Annotated in this window: 22 protein-coding genes; 3 read left to right on the top strand and 19 right to left on the bottom strand. The window is 48.4% G+C overall.

Going from position 1 to position 18,684, the window contains the following annotated elements; translation table 11 throughout:
• The first annotated feature begins 212 nt into the window (after positions 1-212).
• Positions 213-1,184, top strand: coding sequence for a phenylacetate--CoA ligase family protein (locus tag F3H20_RS02870; RefSeq protein ID WP_149733461.1), 972 nt, complete (start codon positions 213-215; stop codon positions 1,182-1,184).
• 64 nt (positions 1,185-1,248) lie between these two features.
• Here F3H20_RS02870 and F3H20_RS02865 read toward each other — a convergent pair whose 3' ends face one another.
• From F3H20_RS02865 to F3H20_RS02835, 8 genes are all read right to left on the bottom strand, one after another.
• Positions 1,249-1,767 (bottom strand): ferritin, encoded by a 519-nt coding sequence (locus F3H20_RS02865; RefSeq protein WP_149733460.1) that lies wholly within the window; start codon positions 1,765-1,767, stop codon positions 1,249-1,251.
• A gap of 27 nt (positions 1,768-1,794) precedes the next feature.
• The gene (locus tag F3H20_RS20085) at positions 1,795-2,874 is read right to left on the bottom strand and encodes a polyamine ABC transporter substrate-binding protein (RefSeq protein ID WP_223191581.1); all 1,080 of its coding nucleotides are present in this window, start codon (positions 2,872-2,874) and stop codon (positions 1,795-1,797) included.
• A gap of 92 nt (positions 2,875-2,966) precedes the next feature.
• Positions 2,967-3,746: an ABC transporter permease gene (locus F3H20_RS20080; protein ID WP_223191580.1), complete on the bottom strand. Its 780-nt coding sequence runs from the start codon at positions 3,744-3,746 to the stop codon at positions 2,967-2,969.
• A complete protein-coding gene (locus tag F3H20_RS02855) occupies positions 3,747-4,535 on the bottom strand; it encodes an ABC transporter permease (protein ID WP_223191579.1) in 789 nt (262 codons plus the stop codon). It abuts the gene before it with no gap.
• 52 nt (positions 4,536-4,587) lie between these two features.
• On the bottom strand, positions 4,588-5,658 hold the full coding sequence (locus tag F3H20_RS02850) for an ABC transporter ATP-binding protein (RefSeq protein WP_316842214.1): 1,071 nt from the start codon (positions 5,656-5,658) through the stop codon (positions 4,588-4,590).
• Positions 5,659-5,845: 187 nt separating this feature from the next.
• Positions 5,846-7,315: a protein adenylyltransferase SelO gene (locus tag F3H20_RS02845; RefSeq protein WP_149733458.1), complete on the bottom strand. Its 1,470-nt coding sequence runs from the start codon at positions 7,313-7,315 to the stop codon at positions 5,846-5,848.
• 92 nt (positions 7,316-7,407) lie between these two features.
• Positions 7,408-7,860 (bottom strand): C-GCAxxG-C-C family protein, encoded by a 453-nt coding sequence (locus F3H20_RS02840; RefSeq protein WP_149733457.1) that lies wholly within the window; start codon positions 7,858-7,860, stop codon positions 7,408-7,410.
• Between the two features lie 26 nt (positions 7,861-7,886).
• Positions 7,887-8,543 carry an HAD family hydrolase gene (locus F3H20_RS02835; RefSeq protein ID WP_149733456.1) on the bottom strand — a complete coding sequence of 219 codons (657 nt, stop codon included), beginning with the start codon at positions 8,541-8,543 and terminating at the stop codon, positions 7,887-7,889.
• 180 nt (positions 8,544-8,723) lie between these two features.
• Between F3H20_RS02835 and F3H20_RS02830 the strand changes: the two genes are divergently transcribed.
• Positions 8,724-9,236, top strand: a complete 513-nt coding sequence (locus F3H20_RS02830) for a GNAT family N-acetyltransferase (RefSeq protein WP_149733455.1) — start codon at positions 8,724-8,726, stop codon at positions 9,234-9,236.
• 25 nt (positions 9,237-9,261) lie between these two features.
• Here F3H20_RS02830 and F3H20_RS02825 read toward each other — a convergent pair whose 3' ends face one another.
• The 8 genes from F3H20_RS02825 to F3H20_RS02790 form a co-directional block, all read right to left on the bottom strand.
• Positions 9,262-10,164: a DMT family transporter gene (locus tag F3H20_RS02825; protein ID WP_149733454.1), complete on the bottom strand. Its 903-nt coding sequence runs from the start codon at positions 10,162-10,164 to the stop codon at positions 9,262-9,264.
• Positions 10,164-10,445 (bottom strand): TIGR04076 family protein, encoded by a 282-nt coding sequence (locus tag F3H20_RS02820; protein ID WP_149733453.1) that lies wholly within the window; start codon positions 10,443-10,445, stop codon positions 10,164-10,166. The genes F3H20_RS02825 and F3H20_RS02820 overlap by 1 nt, the downstream gene beginning before the upstream one ends.
• Positions 10,446-10,459: 14 nt before the next feature.
• The gene (locus tag F3H20_RS02815) at positions 10,460-11,257 is read right to left on the bottom strand and encodes a TrmB family transcriptional regulator (RefSeq protein ID WP_149733452.1); all 798 of its coding nucleotides are present in this window, start codon (positions 11,255-11,257) and stop codon (positions 10,460-10,462) included.
• 147 nt (positions 11,258-11,404) lie between these two features.
• Positions 11,405-12,097, bottom strand: coding sequence for a response regulator transcription factor (locus F3H20_RS02810; RefSeq protein WP_149733451.1), 693 nt, complete (start codon positions 12,095-12,097; stop codon positions 11,405-11,407).
• Complete coding sequence (locus tag F3H20_RS02805; RefSeq protein WP_223191578.1) at positions 12,082-13,278, bottom strand: sensor histidine kinase; 1,197 nt, start codon at positions 13,276-13,278, stop codon at positions 12,082-12,084. Before F3H20_RS02805 ends, F3H20_RS02810 begins: the two co-directional genes overlap by 16 nt.
• A 94-nt stretch (positions 13,279-13,372) precedes the next feature.
• Positions 13,373-13,573 (bottom strand): 4Fe-4S dicluster domain-containing protein, encoded by a 201-nt coding sequence (locus F3H20_RS02800; protein WP_149733450.1) that lies wholly within the window; start codon positions 13,571-13,573, stop codon positions 13,373-13,375.
• 12 nt (positions 13,574-13,585) lie between these two features.
• Positions 13,586-14,212, bottom strand: coding sequence for a hypothetical protein (locus tag F3H20_RS02795; RefSeq protein WP_149733449.1), 627 nt, complete (start codon positions 14,210-14,212; stop codon positions 13,586-13,588).
• A gap of 132 nt (positions 14,213-14,344) precedes the next feature.
• Entirely contained in the window at positions 14,345-14,902 is a 558-nt protein-coding gene (locus tag F3H20_RS02790) for a cysteine hydrolase family protein (protein WP_149733448.1), read from the bottom strand.
• A gap of 130 nt (positions 14,903-15,032) precedes the next feature.
• On the opposite strand from F3H20_RS02790, the gene F3H20_RS02785 reads away from it, so the two are divergent.
• The gene (locus F3H20_RS02785; protein WP_149733447.1) at positions 15,033-15,446 is read left to right on the top strand and encodes an Lrp/AsnC family transcriptional regulator; all 414 of its coding nucleotides are present in this window, start codon (positions 15,033-15,035) and stop codon (positions 15,444-15,446) included.
• Positions 15,447-15,507: 61 nt separating this feature from the next.
• Here F3H20_RS02785 and dapA read toward each other — a convergent pair whose 3' ends face one another.
• The 3 genes from dapA to F3H20_RS02770 all read right to left on the bottom strand — a co-directional run bounded on the left by dapA (position 15,508) and on the right by F3H20_RS02770 (position 18,669).
• A complete protein-coding gene (gene dapA, locus F3H20_RS02780; protein WP_149733446.1) occupies positions 15,508-16,389 on the bottom strand; it encodes a 4-hydroxy-tetrahydrodipicolinate synthase in 882 nt (293 codons plus the stop codon).
• Positions 16,390-16,649: 260 nt separating this feature from the next.
• Complete coding sequence (locus tag F3H20_RS02775; RefSeq protein ID WP_149733445.1) at positions 16,650-17,285, bottom strand: hypothetical protein; 636 nt, start codon at positions 17,283-17,285, stop codon at positions 16,650-16,652.
• Between the two features lie 184 nt (positions 17,286-17,469).
• The gene (locus tag F3H20_RS02770) at positions 17,470-18,669 is read right to left on the bottom strand and encodes an aminotransferase-like domain-containing protein (protein ID WP_149733444.1); all 1,200 of its coding nucleotides are present in this window, start codon (positions 18,667-18,669) and stop codon (positions 17,470-17,472) included.
• Positions 18,670-18,684 lie beyond the last annotated feature (15 nt).

The following is an 18,684-nucleotide window of genomic DNA, read 5'->3' as shown; positions in this document are numbered from 1 at the left end:
ATTCATCTTATTTTCGCAAAAAATTATTTAGTTTCTGTTTAGCAATTAAAACTTTTAAAACTTTTCCCGATATTTTGCAATAAAATAAGGGAATACCTGCCAGAGATATATGGCAGGTATTCCCTTATTGCCGTGATAATACTTGACAACAGCACGGTCAAAAGCTATGGTACTCATAGAATCGTATTATATTCACCTTGGAGGCTAACTATATGATGTTAAACCCGGCCCTAGAGGCCCTGCCCTTACAGGAAAAGACAGCCTTACAGGCGGAGAGGCTGCGAGCCATCGTCGAACGGGCCTATCGTAAGACCGGCTTTTACCACCAACGTCTGTCCACCGGTCAGTTACAACCTGCTATGTTGCAAACCGTCGAAACGATAACCAGGCTTCCTTTTCTGACTACCGCCGATTTAGCGGCTAATTATCCCTATGGGTTACTCACCGTTCCTGTCAGCGCCATTGCCCGCTTCCAGCAGAGAGCAACCAGCAGAGCAGTCGGCCTGACTCAGCAGGATATGGCCAATCACCTGGAACTCTTAGCCCGCAGCCTGGTCGCCGGCCAGATTTCCAGCGGTTCTGTTTTTATGGTAGTCGCCGCTAAAGAAATGATGCCCTATGCTCCCGCTTTGCAAACAGCAGCGGAAGGAATTGGCGCTACCGTCATTGAGCAGCATGGGCTAAACGGCAAAGAACTGCTCAAAAGCATACTTAAATTCGGCGTTACGGCCTTATTTGCCAGTCCGGAAACCTTTCTCCAATTGGCGGAAACTTTGACCACGCTCGGGTTTTCTACCAGCGAGCTTCCCCTGCTAAGTCTGTTGTGTGACGCCCGTCAGTTGGACAACCCTCTGCGCCATAAACTCCGGCAAGCGTACAGCACCCCCATTTACACGCTATATGGCCATGGCGATATTCTGTCTATGGGGATAGCCGCTGAGTGTCCCGAGCAAAACGGCCTGCATCTACAGGAAGATCACTTCTATGCCGAGATTGTCGACCCTTACACCGGCCTGCCTGTGCCGGACGGACAAACCGGTGAACTGGTCATTACAACGCTGACCCGGGAAGGTATGCCGCTGCTCCGCTATCGCACCGCTGATTTTGCCTGTCTGGACCGGTCGCCTTGTCCCTGCGGCAGGACCCTGGCGCGCCTGCATTTTTCCCGTTTTGCCGGCCAATAAAAATTTTTTCCATAAAAAATAAGACCAGGGAGTTTGCTTGCTCCCCGGTCTTATTCTTCGTCCGTTAATTAGCGTTACTGATGGAAGGCGGTACAAATACTCTGGTGCTTAATTCTTTATCCAGATAGAGCACGTTTACACCGCTATCACCGATTACCTCCAGTTTACTAAGAATGTCAGTGGCATTGGCTTCCTCTTCTACCTGCTCATTGACAAACCATTGCAAGAAAATTTGAGCCGCAAAGTCTTTTTCCTGAATGGCCACTTCATAGAGACCGTTAATTAATCCGGTAACATGCTGCTCATGCTTTAAAACCGTCTTAAACACTTCCGTCATCGTGCCAAACTCAACTGCCGGAGCGTCAATTTGCAGGACTTCTGCCTTGCCGCCACGTTCTTTCACATAATCCAATAGCAGCAGGGCGTGAGCTGTTTCCTCCTGATACTGTACCCGCAGCCAGTTAGCAAAGCCTTTTAAGCCCTTAAAATCACAGTACGACGACATTGCCAAATACAAATTGGCCGAATACATTTCTGCCTGTACCTGTTTGTTGAGCGCCTTTTGCATTTTTTCGCTAAGCATAACAATCGCTCCTTTTATCTGCAATTTTTATTTTTGCTTCACTTCTGACCAAATCCGGTCATATATAGCCGTCGCTTCGCCAACATCCTTTAAATGCTCGCCTTTAGCCAGTTCCTCCTTCGGCGGATAAACAGCCGGATCATTCAAAATAGCCTGATCAATCAGCTTATGTGCTTCCAGATTCGGATTGGCGTAAGGGAACGCCTTGGATATTTCGGCGCTGATGTCCGGTTCAAGAATAAAGTTAATGAACAATTCAGCGGCTTTTTTATGCGGTGCATCTTTAGGAATAAAGAAATTATCCTGCCATAAATACATGCCTTCCGCCGGGAATACAACCTTGATATTCGGATTGTCCCGGACCGCCAGCGAGACTTCGGCCCCCCATACCAGTGCGGCCTTAGCCTCGCCATTAATTAGCAGCGTCTTGGGGCTGTCGCTGTCAAAAGCTTTGATATTAGGCATCAGCTTTTTAAGCTCTTCCTTGGCTTGCTCCAATTTAGCCGGATCAGTTTCGTTGAGGGAATAGCCCAGTTTTTTCAGTGCAGCACCAATGATGGCCCGTTGATCATCCAGCACAACCAGCGAGTTTTCAAACTCAGGGCTCCATAAATCCTTATAGGAGGTTATCGGATGTTTCACTTTCTCTGTATTGACAGCAATTGGTACGGCTCCCCACATATAGGGTACGGTGTACTTGTTGCCCGGATCGATAGCCGTATTTTTAAACTCGTCGCCAATATTTTTAAAGTTAGGAATATTGCCCAAATCAATCGGCTGAGCCATATCCTTCTTACGCAGGATCTCCACCATATAATCGGTAGCAACCGACAAATCGTATTGTGAGGCTCCCGCCGCCAGCTTGGCCAGCATTTCCTCATTAGAAGAATAAGTGGTATAGTTTACCTTAATTCCATATTTCTTTTCAAACTTGTCAATCACCGACTGCGGTATGTACTCAGACCAAATAAACAAGTTCAATTCTTTGGCTTCTTCTGCCGCCGGTTTGCCACTATCGGCGCTTTTGCCACAGCCGCCAAGCAAAAGGGCGCTTAACAGGCCTGCCAGCAATATAATCCATAAGCTCTCCTGCAGTTTTTTCAACATATCTTTCCTCCTAACACGCAAATTTATTTATCAACCAAAAGGGAAGAATACTTGGACACCGGCAGCTTATCCGCTATGCTCCTATGACAGGGTTAGCTATTTTTATGCCTGATCCGTTCGGCAATAACAGCCAGGGGAAGGACAACTAACAGCAACAATGTGGATAAGGCGTTAATTTCCGGACTAACTCCTGTCCTGACCATCGAAAATACTTTAAGCGGTAATGTCGTATTGGCCGGACCGGCAACAAAAAAGCTGATAATGACATCATCAAGCGATAATGTCAGCGCCAGCAACGCTCCGGCAACAATTCCCGGCAAAATAATCGGCAACGTGACATGAAGAAAAGTCTTCCAGGCGTTGGCACCCAAATCCATGGCTGCCTCCTCCAGCGAGGGATCAAAGCCCTGCATCCGCGCCCGAACCACTAAGATAACAAAGGGCAAGCAAAAAGTAATATGCGCGATAATCAGCGTAGCCATGCCCAAATTGACCTGCAAAATAGAAAACAGCGCCAGCATGGCGATACCCATCACAATTTCCGGAATGACAATGGGAATATACAAAAGCGCGTCCAGTACGCCTTTCCCCTTGAACTTGAATTTGTACATCGCCACGGCCGTTACCGTTCCCAGCATAGTCGACGCCAACGTGCTGACCAACGCAATAGCCAGACTGTTTTCCGTTGCTTCCAGCACTCCTTTATTGGAAAATAACTGCAAATACCATTTAAACGTGAAACCTGTCCATACTGCATTGACCTTTGAGTCATTGAACGAAAAAACAATCAACATAAAGATGGGCGCATACAAAAACAAAAATCCGAAAAACAGATAGGCCGTCGCTGCCCATTGAAACCGACTTTGTTTCAATTAAAACACCTCCGGATTTTTCTGTTTTCCTAACACACGCAGGTAGATGGCAATCAACACCAGTGTCAGTAAAATGAGAATAATAGACAGTGCCGCGCCAAAGGGCCAGTCCCTGGCCGTTAAAAATTGATTTTTAATCAAATTGCTGATCAGCATAATTTTACTGCCGCCCATCAAGTCAGGGATGAAAAAGTAACCCAGCGTTGGCACAAATACCAGCAGCGACCCGGCGATAATGCCCGGCAGCGTCAGAGGCACAGTCACTTTTAGGAAAGACTGAACCGGATTGGCCCCCAAATCGGCAGCGGCCTCCAAATAGGCCCTATCCATTTTCTCAATGGAAGCATACAGCGGCAGCACCATAAAAGGGAACAGCATATAAACCATCCCCAGCAGCACCGACTCCTGGTTATAGAGCATGGCCAGCGGCTGACTGATCAGCCCCAGTTTCAGCAGGTATGAATTAATAATTCCTTCCGTTCTTAAGAGTACAATCCAGGCGTAAGTCCGGACCAGTGAATTGGTCCAGAACGGAACAATGGTAAGCATCAGCAAATATATCCGGTAACGCTTCCGGGCCCGGGCAATAAAATACGCAAAGGGGTAACCCAAAAGCAGACATAAAATGGTAGTCGCCAGTGAAATGCTAAGGGAACTCCACAGTACCTTTAGATACAGGGGGTCCAGCATGCGGCCGTAATTATCCAGCGTAAACTGGTACAGGACGTCGCCATAAGGACTGCGTTTACAAAAACTGACCATCAGCACCAGCAATAACGGTACCGCCAAAAAAACGCTCATCCAAGTAACAAAGGGCGAAAGAGTTATAAACGGCAGTTTCTTATTCAGTTCTTATCACCACCGCTGCTTCCGTATTCCAGGTAACGTAATACTCATCCTGTTCCGAAATAACCGGTGCCAGTGCCTGTTCACTGACCACTACTTCACTTCCCGTTGGTAGAACCAACACTGTTTTCAAGGCGGTTCCCACAAAAATCCGTTCTTTAAGACGGGCCTGCAAATAAAAAAATCCCGGTTCAGGCTGACTGCTCAACCTAATTCGCTCCGGACGCACCGACAAAGTAACGGCTTCACCGGCCCGCAACCCGGTTCCATCAACCGGAACACTACACCCCTCCACATCGACATAAGCCGTATTACCGTCCCATTTCGTGACAACCGTACTGAAAAGATTGGTCTCTCCGATAAAATCAGCCACAAAAATAGTACGGGGCTTATCATATATTTCACTGGGTGTACCAAGCTGGTCTAATCTACCCCGGTGCATGACTCCAATCCGGTCGGACATAATCAGCGCTTCTTCCTGATCATGGGTCACAAAAATAAAGGTAATGCCTAATCTTTGCTGCAAATGCTTCAATTCCAACTGCATCTGCTTGCGCAATTTTAAATCCAACGCCCCCAGCGGCTCGTCCAACAGCAGGACTTTCGGATTAGTTGCAAGAGCTCTGGCAATAGCCACCCGCTGCCGCTGCCCGCCGCTCAATTGGTTGGGTCGCCGTTCTCCATAGGCTTCCAGTTGCACCAGACTAAGCATTCTGGTAACCTGCTCATTGATTTCCGCTTTAGCCGTCTTTTTCATTTTTAGACCGAAAGCAATATTTTCCGCTACGTTCATATGCGGGAACAAAGCATAATTTTGAAATACCGTGTTAACCACCCGCTTGTAGGGAGGCCTCCCTACCACATTCTCGCCGTCGAGATAAATCTCTCCCCGGGTGGGTTGTTCAAAGCCGGCAATCATTCGCAGCGCTGTCGTCTTTCCGCAACCGCTAGGGCCGAGCAAAGTTAAAAACTCGCCACGCCTAATATCAATGGAAAGATCGTTCACTGCTACATTATCTTCAAACTCTTTTACTACATTTACAAGCTGCACCATATTATCAGGCAAATACTATCTCCTCCTGCCATGCCAAGAACATCACATTCATGCATTTTCTAAATAGACTGTGTCTTTTCCCTATGACTTTGCTACTATTCTATGCGTACCGGAAAAATCCTGTTTGAAATTCGACATAAACTTTATGTTTAGTTATTTTTTAAAATTATGATTGTATTACCGTTTTACAGCCAACTTTTCAAGTACCGCAAAAAGTCCGATATGGCTGGCCGGAGAGTTGAGGCAGCTCTGCATAACAGGCCTGTTCCGGGCGATGTTCGTAAGGTCTTGCCAAGCCCTGCAGCAGTCTTTCCATAACCTGATAGTCTCCCAGCCGGACTGCGCTGTCCAAAGCTGCCTCAACCTGGTGATTTCTGGGGATTAGCGCCGGGTTATGGCATTTCATCTGCTGCCGTACCGCCTCCGGGGTTTCCTGCTGGCGGGCCAGTCTCATCCGCCAGGCTTCATGCCAGCGGATAAATTCGGAATCAGCCCATAATTTGGTATCCTGGCGAGTATCAAAAGTCAAATCCAGAAAGGTATTGGTATAATCAGCCTGCTGCTTATGCAGCAAAGCAAGCAGGTCCTCCACCAGCGTCTCGTCCTGCGCTTCCTCATTAGATAAGCCCAGCTTTGCCCGCATACCGGCCAGCCAGTGACGGTGGTACAATTCAGGGAATTCGGCAATAGCCGCCTGAGCCAGCTCTATCGCCATATTTTCTTCGGCGGCCAAGAGAGGCAGCAGGGTCTCGGCGAAACGCGCCAGGTTCCAGGCGGCAATTTGCGGTTGATTTTCATAGGCATACCGGCCGTAATGATCAATGGAACTAAATACTGTCGCCGGATCATAGTTATCCATAAACGCGCAGGGACCATAATCAATCGTTTCCCCACTAATCGTCATATTATCGGTATTCATCACTCCATGGATAAAGCCGACCAACTGCCAGGCCGCAATTAACCCGGCTTGCCGTCCGATCACCTCGCGCAGCAGCAATAGATACCGTCCGTCTGCTCCGGTCAGTTCGGGGAAATGCCGGTTAATCGCGTAGTCGGCCAGCAGGCGCAATTCCTCGGTGCTGCCCCAGCGGGCAGCATATTCAAAGGTCCCCACCCGTAAATGGCTGGCCGCCACCCGGGTCAGGACGGCGCCGGGCAGTTCGGTTTCGCGCCTGATCGCCTGTCCGGTAGCCACCACGGCCAGACTGCGGGTGGTTGCAATACCAAGCCCGTGCATGGCTTCACTGATGATGTATTCCCGCAACATCGGTCCCAGCGCGGCCCGCCCGTCTCCCCGCCGCGAATAGGGCGTTCGGCCGGCCCCCTTCAATTGCAGGTCATACCGTTCTCCCTGCGGTGTCAACTGCTCGCCAAGCAGTATGGCCCGTCCGTCTCCCAGCATGGTAAAATGACCGAACTGGTGTCCGGCGTAGGCCTGAGCCAGTGACGCCGCTCCATCAGGCAGCCGGTTACCTGCCAGCACTGCCACCCCTGTCTCGCTTTTCAATTTTTCCACAGAGAGTCCCAAGTCTGCCGCCAACGCCTCATTGTAACAAACCAGCACAGGCGAATCCACCGGCTCAGGTTGCTGGGCCGTAAAAAAAACAGCAGGCAGCCGGGCATAACTATTATCAAAATTCCATCCCACAGAATCTATTATCTTTTCCATACCAGCAGTCCCTCCTGACATACAACACTCTTACTTACTAGTATGCGCAAAACAAGCCCGGCCTAATTCGCCACTGCTGCATAGTTACTAATCTATGTGCTGCAGGTACTTTCCAGACAGGCAAATTCCGGACTGTTCTTTATATACAAAGCGGCAAAGCTGATAGCCTGGGCAGTCAGTGCCTCACATAAATGGGGGGGATTATCCGCTATAAATCCCTCAGGGCGCAACTGGCTGCATAGGAGACTGCCAAACCGCGCCTCAAAAGTACGGGCAAAATGATAGCAGCAGGAAATGATCGCTTCTGGCGTCAGCTTGCGTTCTGCCCCTAATATACCAATGAACAGTAAGCCACCTTCCACCAAGCCGCATTGTGCGGCAAAACCGCCGGCGCCATGCAACCCAACGGCCGAATGGAGCACCTGCTTCTCCAGGGATACTCCATATAGTTCAGACAGTACCCGTAAGGTCGTCGTCGCACAGTTAACATCGTCTTGCCAATAGCAGTCCAACACTCGCCGGGCAATATACGCTTCTACTTCCATGCGTTTTCCCACCGCCTTCGTACGATTTACACCAACCAGTCATTCAGCTCTATTTCGGTGATATGATCGACTACCATATCGGCCCGGCTCAAGTCCTGTTTACCGCCATTAGTATTGGGATTGCGAAAACCGATGCAGAACATGCCTGCTTCTTTGGCCGCTATAGTTCCGTTCATAGAGTCCTCAATTACCAGGCAGCATTCCGGCGAGATGCCCAGGCGGCTGGCCGTGGCCAAATAAACATCAGGATAAGGCTTGCCCCGCGAGACCTCTTCCCCGCTTACCAGTTGTTGAAAGTAATCGGTAAGCTTCAGTTTATTTACTACCAATTCAATCATCTTTTTGCTGGAAGACGAAGCAATGGCTACGGGAACATTTTTTCCCTTTAATCCTCTCAGCAATGGCAGAATTCCCTGAATCGGCTCTTCTGCAGTTTCTTTTACATATTTTACAAGCCCTGCCTCATGGCAGGCTACCAGTTCTTCTACCGATGCCTTAATCTGATGTTCCTTCTTTAAGGCGGAAAAAATGGCAGGAATCGTCATCCCGGCAAACCGGGTTAAAGTATTCGCCCCGGCGGAAAGTTTCGCACCATGCTGTCTTAATGCGCCCATCAGAACACTGGCATGGACCGGCTCGCTGTCAATAATAACGCCGTCCATATCAAAAATAACTGCTTTCATGATTACAGCTCCATTTCTTTATAACATATGTCTATTATAACTATTTTTCCGGCCTACCGTCATTTTCTTTTTTCATAAACTAAATCCCTCCTGTTCTTAAGCAGGAGGGATTTAGTTATCTGTCGAAGTAAAACGATCATATTTCTCTTATCATTCACAACAGCTTACGGAGGTATTTCCATGATCCGCTATGCGACGGCGGCCGACTTGCCCGCCATTTTAGCTATTTATAATGATGCTATTCTTAATACCACGGCAGTGTATGACTATACTCCCCATACCCTGGAAGACCGGACAGTCTGGTATGAAACGAAAAAAAACGCGCACATTCCCATTTGGGTGCTGGAAGAAGATCATCTGGTGATCGGCTTCGCCACCTTTGGTCCGTTCCGGGCCTGGCCGGCCTACAAATATACAATTGAACACTCCATCTATGTCCACAAGGACCATCGCGGCAAACGCCTTGGAACCCTGCTGCTGCAGGAACTTATTCAATATGCTGAGTCAAAGGGCTATGCCACCCTGGTGGCCGGGATTGACGGCAGTAACAAAGCCAGTCTGGTGCTGCATGAGAAAGCCGGCTTTACCAACGCGGGAACCATTCAAAAAGCCGGCTACAAATTTGGCAAATGGCTGGATCTGGTCTTTTACCAATACCATTTAACCGGCCCCGCCAACCCAAGCGAGAATTAACAACAAGCCCTGCCAAAAGGCAGGGTTACTTTTTGACGGATAGATACGTACCGGCAATAATCAGCAATCCACCGGCAATGATGTAACCGCTGATACGTTCGTGCAACACGACTGCCGCCATAAGTCCGGCCAAAAAGGGCCGAAAATACAAGTAGCTGCCTACCGTGACCGACGGCAATTTAGCAAGCGCCCGGTACCAGGCCAAATACCCGTATACCGAAGCCAGCCCCCCAAGATAAAAAAGGTTAAGCCAACCGGTCCAACTAAGCGAAGCATGTTCCACGCCGGCCATTTCGGGCAAGGAAAAGGGAATGAGCAATACCGTTCCCGCCCAGGTAGTGTATTTTACAATGGTACGGATGGTATAGGCAGCCAGTATTTTTTTTCCATACACACTGTAGAGGGCCCAGGAAACGGCAGTCAACAAAATCAGTAGATCGCCCCACCAGCGCCCCTGATTATTCTTTATCGTAATATCGCCGTTGGTAATTACCAGTATACAGCCTGCCAGCGCAAGCACCAGCCCCAGAATCGTAGCAGGTTTGACCCTTTCTTTTAATAAAGTCCAGGAAATACAGGCAATAAAGACCGGCGAAAGACTGATCAGAATAGAAGCATCTGTGGCATTGGTGTAGTTGATGCCGTAGTGCTGCAGCAAGTAATACAAGGTTACACCGGTGGCTCCTAAAAAGGTTATCCGGCCATAGTCCGAAGGCCTTATGGTTTCGGGATTCTTATAATCAATCACCAGCAAGATTAACGAGGCAATACCATACCGGTACAAAGCGGACAGGGCAGGAGGAATTTCCAGCAAAACATACTTGGTTGAAATAAAGGTGCCGGCCCAAATTGTCACAACCAGCAATAGCTCCAGATGAGTCAACAGCAGAGATTGCTGCTGCAGATTTTTTTGCGTATTATTGTCCATTAGATGATTTTTACCTCAAACAGTACGGTGCCACCTTCACTATAGGGAGGTCCCGGATCAATGCATTGCACCGTTCGTGTTGCCAAGCCCAGCTCTTTAAGATCTTTTCCCAGCCTGGCGGCAAACACCGCAGGATAAATGTTGGCAAACGCAAAGCTGCAAACCGCATCGCTTTCCTGCAGTGAAATGGTCGCTCCCCGCAGCACCACTTTGTCACCGACCTTAAGCCCGGCCGCACAATGTCCTTTTACTTCTTTAGCGGTAATCATAATATCAGTCATATCGTTTCCTTCCTTTAACGTTTTTTTATCAAATAGGATAGTACCGGATTATCGGCACACAACTGCCTGAACCGGCTTTCACCCAAAGCAGCAATCAGGGCATGCCCCCACATATCGTGTTTTATGTACTCTTTGGCAATTAGCACGATACTCCCGGTCGTAGTCCATACACCTTCGGTCTGTCCATTGCTGTCCACTTCACCGATAACCACTTCTTTGTCATCACCAATAACCACATTTAACTGTTTTGCCAGCCTGGCATGAGAAGATACGCCGCAGCTTTCTAGATTTACATAGTAACCGGCATCAATCACTGGTTTGCCGAATATGCCGGCAATAACCCTTACACCTCGTTTATCGGCACCAGCCAGCCAATCATTCAATAAGAATCCCTCCTCAGGCCAAAGGGACAACAGCAAAGAGGAACTTGCCTGCTGGATCACTTTAGCCGCCCTGGCAAGGAAATGATCATAACCGGAAAAGTTCAGATTAACTTCCATATCCGGCACAGGTTCTGTCTCTTTTAGACTGGCTTCCAACTGCTGTATCATTGTGGTAAACTGCTCCTGTATTTTGGCCAGGAGCGTCTCCGGCGGCACCGGATAATAGCGGCCGCTGTCTGTGCCGCTTTCGACAATCGCCCCCTTCACAACCAATCTGTGCAAGGTCTCATAAATTTTAGCGGACGGTATTTTCCCAATCTTGCCAATCTCATAACCGTTGGCCGGATGTTTGCGAATCAGTGCATAATAGGCTTTAGCCTCATAAGAGGAAAACCCCAGTTGCTCCAGCTTTAACGTAATATCATTCACTTCATCACTCCCCTATCTACTATCTTAAATTTAAAGTCTTCCCGGAGCAATAACTACCCAGGAGCAGTAGTTATTATTTTTTTTGCAACAAAAAAACACCGGCTCCGTCCGATGCTTTTTGTTGACAGCAAAAATATATATTTCGCCTTATGTTTTAGAATTAAATCGGTAACCAGTCCCCCAGAGAGTTTCAATAAACTCGGGATTTGCCGGGTCTTTCTCGATTTTCTTGCGCAGCTTCTGGATATGAACGGCGACGGTAGCCACTTCGCCAAAATTCTCATCGCCCCAAATAGCAGTAAACAATTGCTCCTTACTAAAGACAATATTCGGGTTGGCAGCTAAAAAATATAACAACTCATATTCCCTGGCTGTCAGTTGCACTTCTTTGCCACTGATGCAGACGGTATGAGCGGCCGTGTTGATTTCCAGCTCCCGGTATTGCAATACCTCCTGCGCGGGGATCAGGCCCTTTAGCCGCTGATACCGCTTGAGATGCGCCTTGATTCTGGCCACCAGTTCCGACGGGCTGAACGGTTTGGTCAAATAATCATCAGCCCCCACCGTAAGTCCCCGGATTTTATCAATTTCTTCGCCCTTGGCCGATACCACAATGACGGGAATTTCCTGTCTTTTTCTGATTTCTTTAACAATCTCGAACCCGTCCTTGCCCGGCAACATAACATCGACAACTACCGCATCATAGATAGCGGAAGCCGCCTTTTTCAGTCCCTGCACTCCGTCATGGACAATCTCCGCCTTATAGCCGTTAAGCTGCAAATAATCCCGCTCAAGCTCGGCAATATCCGGATCATCTTCGATAATCAGCACACGCTGCACAGTATTTCCTCCTCATTCTCCGTCCAGACCGGCAGTTCAATTGTAAAACAGCTTCCTTCGTCCAGGGTGCTTACCACCGTAATGTGGCCCCCGTGAGCCTCAATCAATTCCCTGGCAATAGCAAGGCCCAGGCCGCTGCCGGTCATTTCTTTGGGGCGCTCTGTGTGGACACGGTAAAAGCGGTCGAATATAAAGGGCACCTTATCGGAAGGAATCCCCGGGCCATTATCACTTATATCAATACCGACACCTTCGACCTGCCGGTATACTCTTACCCGGATAGCCAATTGCCGGGTTACGCTATGCTGAACCGCATTACTGAGAATATTGTTAATCGCCTGGCGAAAGCGTTTTCCATCCAAATTAACCTGTTCTTCCCCGGTAATTTCATTATTATAGTCAAAGGCGATTGCCTGTTCCGTAAAATCCAATTGATATTCTTCCATCAGGTCATCCATAAAACTTTTAAACGGTACACACTGAAACTGAAACTCCAGCTTTTGCATATCCAGCTTGGCAAACAGAAACAGATCATCAATTAAATGATTGACATAGGCACTGTTTTGATGAATGATTTTCAAATACTTATCCGTTGTATGAGCCGCCACAGCCGTCCCCTCCAGCAAAGCCTCGGTATATCCCTGTATGGCCGTTATCGGCGTCTTTAAATCATGGGATATATTGGCAATCAGCATTTTGCGGTTTTCTTCATATTCGGCTTGCAGGATTTCACCGGCATACAGCTTTTCTGTCATATCATTAAAAGCGTCGATGACACTGCCCAAATCACCGGATAAATCATTGCGGACTTTGATCGTATAATTTCCCTGGGCCACTTCGTCCAGCCCCTGCTTTAACTTAATCATGGGTTTGATCACGTTCTTTTCCAATTTCCAGAAAAAGAAGCAGTGGACCGCTTCCCTGGCGGCCAACAGCCCGGCAAACAACAGGCCAAGCAATTGACTGCCGGTTATACTGAACAGGATATAAAAGACGGCGAGACTAAACAGAATGCCCGCCGGGCGGATATAGCGAAAATAGGTGTATTGCTGCAAAAACTTCCCATGATGATGCAAATGGTGCTGCTCCATATGGCGCAAACGTTCATGAAACGCCCGGCGCCTGTGCCGCGCCGCTTTGCACCGCAGACCTTCATGCCCACGCGGCCCCTGTCCAATCATGATTTTTCACTCTTTTCCTAAAGCTTCCTTCTATAGTGTATTATAGGGCAAAACAGGCGGAGGTGCAAAACACTTTCCGCCCGCTCCGCCCAATCTAAAATTGTAGCCGTACACGATAGGCAATCGCCTTGCTCTTGCACTTTCTCTTGCAAAGGCCGCAGCGCTTGCACTGAACCATTCTGATTTCCGGTATGCCCGACCCGGTTGCCTGAATAGCCCCTGACGGGCAGACAGCCAGACAGGCTTGGCAGCCGGTGCATAGATCCGGTTTAATGTAATACTGTTTCAGTTGCATAGGGATCGCCTGTTACCAGACGAAGTTCACTTCCGCCTGCCCTGTTAACCGCTCCTGTCCGTCTTGAACAGCTTCAGCCGTAATCGACGCCTGCTTAACTTCCGCCTTGTCATTGACCAATACGGTAATCTGCACGTCAACCGGACCGGCCTGGCTGAACTCTTGCAAAAAGCCTCCCCGGTGATGATGACCCATACCCCGGTGCCGTATTTTATCCTGGACCAGGCACCGTATATCTTCCGGAAGGTCCCTGGTGTTTAGCGACAGAACGGTTTCTTGCCCTTCCCGAGTTTCCACTTGCAAAGCCTGGAAAACACTGATCATAAAAGCTATTCTGTCCAGCTTTCCCTTAATCCCTCCATGAAATTCTCCATGAAAATGATGGTGCCGCCCCCAGGCTTCGTTATGTTCAAACCGTCCCCTGCAACCATGCCAGCCTCCACCAGGATGTCCTTCACACTCCATTTCGGTGGTCATCTTCAGCTTGGTTTTACCGCCGCCCAGTTGTTTCTCAAAATCGTTCCGCACAGAAAAAACTACCGTCTGACCTTTTTCCAGTTTTGCTTCCAGTGTGCCCCGTAAGTTTTCTTTGCCACGCAGCGTTGTGATCACATCGTACAATAGTTTTGCCTTATTCATCTGCAATAACCTCCTTGGTTGTTATGAGGTTATTTTATCGGACGGATATAAACAGGCTGTAAAATATGTTTAAAAATTTTATAAAATTTCATGATATTTTATTTCTTTCACTTTCCTGCCCAATCGCCCCTCTTATTCCCTGCCGGCAAGCCGGCCAGTCCATTCCCGGGTAGTTATTACCTGGGAAAATCGCATGGCCTGGGTTATTAAGATTGCCCGGTGCAAGTCACCGGCAGCGATCTTGCCGGCTTCATTTTCGACAGTCAGCGTCCCGGTGGCATCAGACAGAAATTCAACGGCAAAACCCAAATGAACGGCCTGCCTTGCCGTAGTATCACAGCACATCTGGGTCATATAACCGCAAATAACGAGCGTATCAACATCTAAGTTTTTTAAAATCTCTTCCAGTCCTGTCCCGGTAAAACTTCCCGGCATTTTTTTGTCAACAATACATAGATGGTCTTTTGCTAACAGTTCCTCCCGAATTGCCCAGCCCCGGCTGTTTCTGGCAAAGGCTGTTGCCCCGGGCTGCGTTGCCTCATGCCTAATCAGAATGACCGGCACCCGGTGCTCACTGGCTGTGTCCACGGCAGCAAGGATATTGCTAAAGTTATTGGCCGGATAAGTGACCGGCAAGGCTCCGGTAAAATACTCCTCTTGCACATCAATCACCAATAATGCTCTCTTCACGATGCTTCCCTCCAAATTTTCTTTCAGTCGTTCTAACGACTTGTTATAATTAAGTATAGCCTCCGACCCGGTTCCGCCGTGAAAATGATAAAAGCCTTCTACTTTCATGAAGAAAGGATTTATAAAAAACATGCTTGATCATACAGATTTAGCCATTATCAGCTTATTAAAAACCAATTGTAAAATGCGGTTCAGCGATATGGGCGAATTGGTTCATTTAACAGGCCAGGCTGTCTCCAGCCGGATTGCCCGTTTGGAAAAGGAGGGTATTATCCGGGGCTACTCCGTGCTGCTGGATGAAACCAAACTGGGGAAAACCATAACCTCCTATGTCACCGTCTTTATGAAAACCACCAACCACCGGGACTTTCATGTTTTTATAAAAAAGCAAGACTCCGTCCGGGAGGCAAGCCGAATCAGCGGGGAAGGCTGTTATTGGCTCAAGCTGTCCGTCGGCTCGGAGACAGAACTGAATGATTTCCTGGATGAAATTTTGCAATTCGGCAACTACCGGATCAACCTATGTATCGACAAAATCAAATAAGACAATAAAAATCAGCACTACACGACTGTGTAGTGCTGATTTTTATTGTCTTATAACCGAACTACTTTATCAAACCGTAGGCTCTCATTTCCTGGCGTAGCAGTTCCAGATTAGACTCGCTAAGCTCGGTCAGCGGCATCCGGCATTGTCCGGCCTTGAAACCAAGCAAATTAACTGCCGCTTTAATTGGAATGGGATTTACCTCACTGAACAATGCTTTGATCAGGTTCAGGGTCTGCAACTGCAGCTTAATGGCGCCTGTAATATCGCCCTGGAAAAAGCGCATAACCATGTTGTGCGTATCTTTCGGGATGATATTAGCCATGGTGGAAATGACGCCCTTGCCTCCTAAGGATAATAGCGGCAACACCGTATTGTCATCACCGGAATATATAGAGAAATCCGCACCGCATAAATTGACCACATCGCCGACCTGCCCCAGGTTACATTCCTTAACGGCTATGATATTCTCAATTTCCGACAACGCTTTAATCGTATCGGGATTAAGATTGAGATTGGTTCTGCTTGGCACGTTATACAAAATAATCGGAACCTGAACATGGTTGGCAATGATTTTGAAATGTTCATAAAGTCCTTTTTGCGTGGCCTTATTGTAATAAGGAGTTACGGAAAGCAAACCGTCGGCGCCAACTGCTTCGGCCTCCTTGGAGAGTTCGATGGCATGGCGCGTATCGTTGCTGCCTGTACCGGCAATAACCGGAATGCGCTTATTCACCCGCTCCACAGCATATTTGATGACAGCAATATGCTCTTCGTCCGGCATGGTGGAGGCTTCGCCGGTAGTACCACATATAACAATGGCATCGGAACCGCCTTGAATTTGAAACTCAATTAATTCCGCCAACGCTTGATAATCCACCCCGGTGTCGGTAAAGGGAGTTACCAGAGCCACTGCTGACCCGATAAATAATGGTTTTCTCATAAAAACAGCCGCCTTTATTCAGATTAAAATCATACCAGTATGATTTAGCCCCCATGAAAAGTGAGTCTCGCATAATTGCACTACCCAGCCTGTCAAACTGCAGGGAACAAAATTAACCTATTATTTTACTTCGGTCTATTCTTGAATAATCCTTTTTTATAATGCATAAAAACACAAAAGGCGAAGCAGAAAAATACATTGCCGCTTCGCCTTTCCTGCCCTGCTCACCAGCTAACCGCCCGGCGGTGGCACCGGCATTCTTAAGGGGCTTCTTCAGCGGCCCAGTCGTCGAGGCCTTGCAAGGTTGCCGCTTGGGTTTTCTGACAAATTTCCGGAAGTTCACCGCCCCAGGCCTTTTCAGCCGCCTTATAACCTTCTTCGATAGCCTGTTTCAACGCGTCCAGCTTGGAACGGTCACCGCCGGCCAACGCCTTGGCAAAATCCACCGCTCTGGCAGCCGTCTGCTTCACACCCCAGAAACCGTCTTCCGAAATGTCTTCTTGCGCTTTTAAGCGAGTATCATCATCGACTTCCAGATCGTCATAAAACTCCTTCAGCCTGCCGTCATACTTCTCCATAATATCATCATAACTCAGACCGCTTGCCGCCCCGCTTTTGATGCTTTGCTGGGTGATCAGTTTTTCGACCGTTGCCCGCAAGGTAGCCAGTTTGGCCTCCACCTGCTTGCTGATTTCGCTTAACGTAACCGTATCTCTCGTATAAGTGGTTTTGCCGGAAGTCTCCTGATCGGTTGATTTTTCATACACCGCGGCGGCTCCGGCCGCTGCCGCACTGCTGGCCGAGGTACCGGCTCCGCCGGCTGCCGCCGTACCATTCGCAGTCAGAGTCACCGTACTACCGGCCTGCGCTGCCGGTGAAACAGAACTGATAGACATAGAAAAACCTCCTTGTTTTTCTGATTGCTTTACTGTTATATCGTTACTTTCCGGCAAAAATATAAGAGCTTTGCTATTAATTCACACTGCGCAGCCTAGTGAGCCGCTATTCCTGCGGTTTTACTTCCTTACCAGGCGAAAAAATCTCTCGCCAGGCCGGCATTTTCATTTACTCAGCGGGTACCTACGATTCGGCCGCCGTATTCTTACATTCCTTTAATATCCCGGCCATTCGCCCGATTCCTTCAACAATTCTTGCTTCCGTCATATTGGAAAAGTTTAATCGCAGCGTATTCTCATGACCGCCATTGGGGAAAAAGGCACCACCCGGAACAAAAGCCACCTTTTGCTGCAAACAAGACAGCAATACATCCCTGGCATTGATCACCGCCGGAAGCGTAATCCATAGAAACAGGCCTCCCTCCGGTTCGGTATAAGTCACATAATCGGGAAACTCCCGTCTGATCGCTTCCAACATACAATCACGGCGCCGCCGGTAGACCTGTCTGATCTTACTGACATGCTCCTCGATATCGAATAACTCGACAAACTTATTTACCTGCATTTGTGAAAATGTACTGGTATGCAAGTCCGTCCCCTGCTTAAACACAACATATTTTTGCATAATTTCCGGCGCCGCACAGATCCAGCCCACCCGGATGCCAGGCGTAAGAACCTTAGAAAACGTACTTTGGTAAATCACCCTCCCTTCGGTATCAAAAGATTTGACCGGCGGCAGCCTGTCACCGGAAAAACGAAGCTCCCCATAGGGATTGTCCTCAATGACCATGACCGCAAACCGGTTGGCCAGCTCGATCAGCTTTTTCCGCCGCTCCAGGCTCATCGTCCGGCCGGTAGGATTTTGAAAATCGGGGATCGTGTAAATGCATTTTATCCGGTGATTATGTTCCAGGGCGGTTTCCAATTCGTCCATCCGCATCCCCTGTTCATCCATGGCAATTTCAATAAAATTCGGCGAGTACACCTTAAAGGCATTAATGGCCGCAAGATACGTAGGGCTTTCACAAATGACACCATCTCCCTCATCAAGCAGGACTTTACCGCTGAGGTCAAGCCCTTGCTGTGAGCCGGTCGTTATCAGAATATCCTCGCTTTGCGCGGCAATACTCAAAGCCCTCATCCTGCCGGCAATCATTTCTCGCAGCGGTTTATAACCTTCGGTTGTACTGTATTGCAAAGCCTTCATACCGTCTTCAGCCAGAATGGCCTGGCATACGGTCTTCATTTCTTCCACCGGAAACAGTTCCGGCGCCGGCAATCCCCCTGCAAAGGAAATGATATCACTGTTTTCCGTGACCTTTAGAATTTCCCTTATTTCCGAAGCTTTCACCAGACTCGCCCGCCGGGCCAATATATTATGCATGTCGCTTCCCCTCTC

This window comes from Propionispora hippei DSM 15287, from assembly GCF_900141835.1.
Taxonomy (GTDB): Bacteria; Bacillota; Negativicutes; order Propionisporales; family Propionisporaceae; genus Propionispora; species Propionispora hippei.
Note: the sequence above shows the minus strand (reverse complement) of the source record. Positions and strands in the feature narration are given on the sequence as shown.

Excerpts from the sequence above, each read along its gene's own strand:
- F3H20_RS02870 (WP_149733461.1), top strand. The coding sequence starts at position 213 with ATGATGTTAAACCCGGCCCTAGAGGCCCTGCCCTTACAGGAAAAGACA.
- F3H20_RS02865 (WP_149733460.1), bottom strand. The coding sequence starts at position 1,767 with ATGCTTAGCGAAAAAATGCAAAAGGCGCTCAACAAACAGGTACAGGCA.
- F3H20_RS20085 (WP_223191581.1), bottom strand. The coding sequence starts at position 2,874 with ATGTTGAAAAAACTGCAGGAGAGCTTATGGATTATATTGCTGGCAGGC.
- F3H20_RS02845 (WP_149733458.1), bottom strand. The coding sequence starts at position 7,315 with ATGGAAAAGATAATAGATTCTGTGGGATGGAATTTTGATAATAGTTAT.
- F3H20_RS02840 (WP_149733457.1), bottom strand. The coding sequence starts at position 7,860 with ATGGAAGTAGAAGCGTATATTGCCCGGCGAGTGTTGGACTGCTATTGG.
- F3H20_RS02835 (WP_149733456.1), bottom strand. The coding sequence starts at position 8,543 with ATGAAAGCAGTTATTTTTGATATGGACGGCGTTATTATTGACAGCGAG.
- F3H20_RS02830 (WP_149733455.1), top strand. The coding sequence starts at position 8,724 with ATGATCCGCTATGCGACGGCGGCCGACTTGCCCGCCATTTTAGCTATT.
- F3H20_RS02825 (WP_149733454.1), bottom strand. The coding sequence starts at position 10,164 with ATGGACAATAATACGCAAAAAAATCTGCAGCAGCAATCTCTGCTGTTG.
- F3H20_RS02820 (WP_149733453.1), bottom strand. The coding sequence starts at position 10,445 with ATGACTGATATTATGATTACCGCTAAAGAAGTAAAAGGACATTGTGCG.
- F3H20_RS02805 (WP_223191578.1), bottom strand. The coding sequence starts at position 13,278 with ATGATTGGACAGGGGCCGCGTGGGCATGAAGGTCTGCGGTGCAAAGCG.
- F3H20_RS02800 (WP_149733450.1), bottom strand. The coding sequence starts at position 13,573 with ATGCAACTGAAACAGTATTACATTAAACCGGATCTATGCACCGGCTGC.
- F3H20_RS02795 (WP_149733449.1), bottom strand. The coding sequence starts at position 14,212 with ATGAATAAGGCAAAACTATTGTACGATGTGATCACAACGCTGCGTGGC.
- F3H20_RS02785 (WP_149733447.1), top strand. The coding sequence starts at position 15,033 with ATGCTTGATCATACAGATTTAGCCATTATCAGCTTATTAAAAACCAAT.
- dapA (WP_149733446.1), bottom strand. The coding sequence starts at position 16,389 with ATGAGAAAACCATTATTTATCGGGTCAGCAGTGGCTCTGGTAACTCCC.
- F3H20_RS02775 (WP_149733445.1), bottom strand. The coding sequence starts at position 17,285 with ATGTCTATCAGTTCTGTTTCACCGGCAGCGCAGGCCGGTAGTACGGTG.
- F3H20_RS02770 (WP_149733444.1), bottom strand. The coding sequence starts at position 18,669 with ATGCATAATATATTGGCCCGGCGGGCGAGTCTGGTGAAAGCTTCGGAA.